This is a genomic window from Spirillospora sp. NPDC049652 (genome assembly GCF_040675125.1).
In the GTDB taxonomy this organism is placed as follows: domain Bacteria; phylum Actinomycetota; class Actinomycetes; order Streptosporangiales; family Streptosporangiaceae; genus Spirillospora.
This window is the reverse complement of sequence record NZ_JBFAOF010001486.1, coordinates 1-1,245: the sequence shown is the minus strand read 5'-3', so window position 1 is coordinate 1,245 and position 1,245 is coordinate 1. Positions and strand designations below refer to the sequence as shown.

Below are 1,245 nucleotides of genomic sequence, written 5' to 3'. Positions count from 1 at the left end.
CCGCGCCTGCGCGGGCGTCATCGGGGGCATCGCGTCCTGCAGCAGCGAGAGCTCGTCGCAGAGCGCGCCGGGCAGGACGTCGCGGCGCGTCCCGAGCACCTGGCCCGCCTTCACGAACGCGGGGCCGAGCAGCATGAGCAGCGCCGTCAGTCTCCGGTACAGGTGGCGCAGTCCCGCGTCGCGTCCGCGCAGGGCGGTGAGCGTGAGCGCGACGGGCAGCGCGCCCGCCGCGATCAGCGCGGTCGTCGCGAGCACGCGCACCGCGCGCCCGGTGAGCACCAGCGGGTCCAGCGGCCGCCGCGCGGCGGGCGGCTCAGTCACCGGCGATCCCGGGGATCTCGATCGCCCGCAGCTGGAGCGTGGTGTAGTCGCAGTACCAGATGCGGGTGCCGTCCCAGGCGATCCCGGTCGGGTTCCCCGCGACCGACACCGACGCGACCTCGACGCCGCGCGCCAGGTCCAGCAGGTTGATCGTCGCGCCCCGGTAGTCGGAGTAGACGACGAAGCCGTCCGACATGGTGATGCCCGCGACCGGGCGGCGGACCTGGTAGGACGCCAGCAGCCGCATGTCGGCGGGGTCGCGCAGGTCGATCTGGCGCAGGTCCTCGTAGCCGAGCCACAGTCCGTGCCGGGTCGCCTCCAGCCCGCACAGCACGTGCCCGGGACGCGGGTTCGGCCGCTCGCCCAGCACCTCGCCGCCGCGCCGGTCCAGGACCCGCAGGTCCCGGTCCGGCCCGGCGACCTGCACCAGGTCGCCGTCCAGCGTCGTCAGGTCCGTGCGGACATCGGAGCACGGCACCCGGTGCCGCACCTCGCCGGTGGCCGGGTCCAGCGCCATGATCTGGTTCGAGACGGCCTCGGAGAACCACAGGTCCTGCCCGGTCCAGGTCAGGCCGCACAGCTTGAAGGCGCGCACCGGGATGTCCCGGACCGTGCCCGCCGCGAACGGCATCGTCATCTCCCCTTCCGCAGGCCGCACTCCAGCCGCCACCGGCCGACGTCCCGGACGTCCGGCGGCGGCAGGAGCCGGACCCGGAGCATGTCCCCCGGCGCCACGGGCGTGTGCCGCAGCGGCCACACCCACACCGCCCAGTTGCAGCCGGGGTAGGACGGCAGGTTGGACAGCGTGACCCCCTTGGCGAGGGTCGCGGTGAAGTACCCGACCACGGCGTGCAGCCGGCCGGGCCTGGTGATGGTCAGCGAACGCACGGCGTCCACGCCGGACGCGCCGCCGGGACGCTGGTC

General features: G+C 74.9%; 3 protein-coding genes. All 3 read right to left on the bottom strand.

Features of this window, described 5'->3' with window-relative positions:
* The coding region (locus tag AB0J52_RS41335) for a hypothetical protein (protein ID WP_500188734.1) at positions 1-321 on the bottom strand (321 nt) is incomplete at its 3' end.
* A complete protein-coding gene (locus tag AB0J52_RS41330) occupies positions 314-958 on the bottom strand; it encodes a YncE family protein (RefSeq protein WP_500188733.1) in 645 nt (214 codons plus the stop codon). The genes AB0J52_RS41335 and AB0J52_RS41330, both read right to left, overlap by 8 nt.
* On the bottom strand, positions 955-1,245 hold a 291-nt coding region (locus AB0J52_RS41325; protein WP_500188731.1), incomplete at its 5' end, for a hypothetical protein. The genes AB0J52_RS41330 and AB0J52_RS41325, both read right to left, overlap by 4 nt.

Excerpts from the sequence above, each read along its gene's own strand:
- AB0J52_RS41330 (WP_500188733.1), bottom strand. The coding sequence starts at position 958 with ATGACGATGCCGTTCGCGGCGGGCACGGTCCGGGACATCCCGGTGCGC.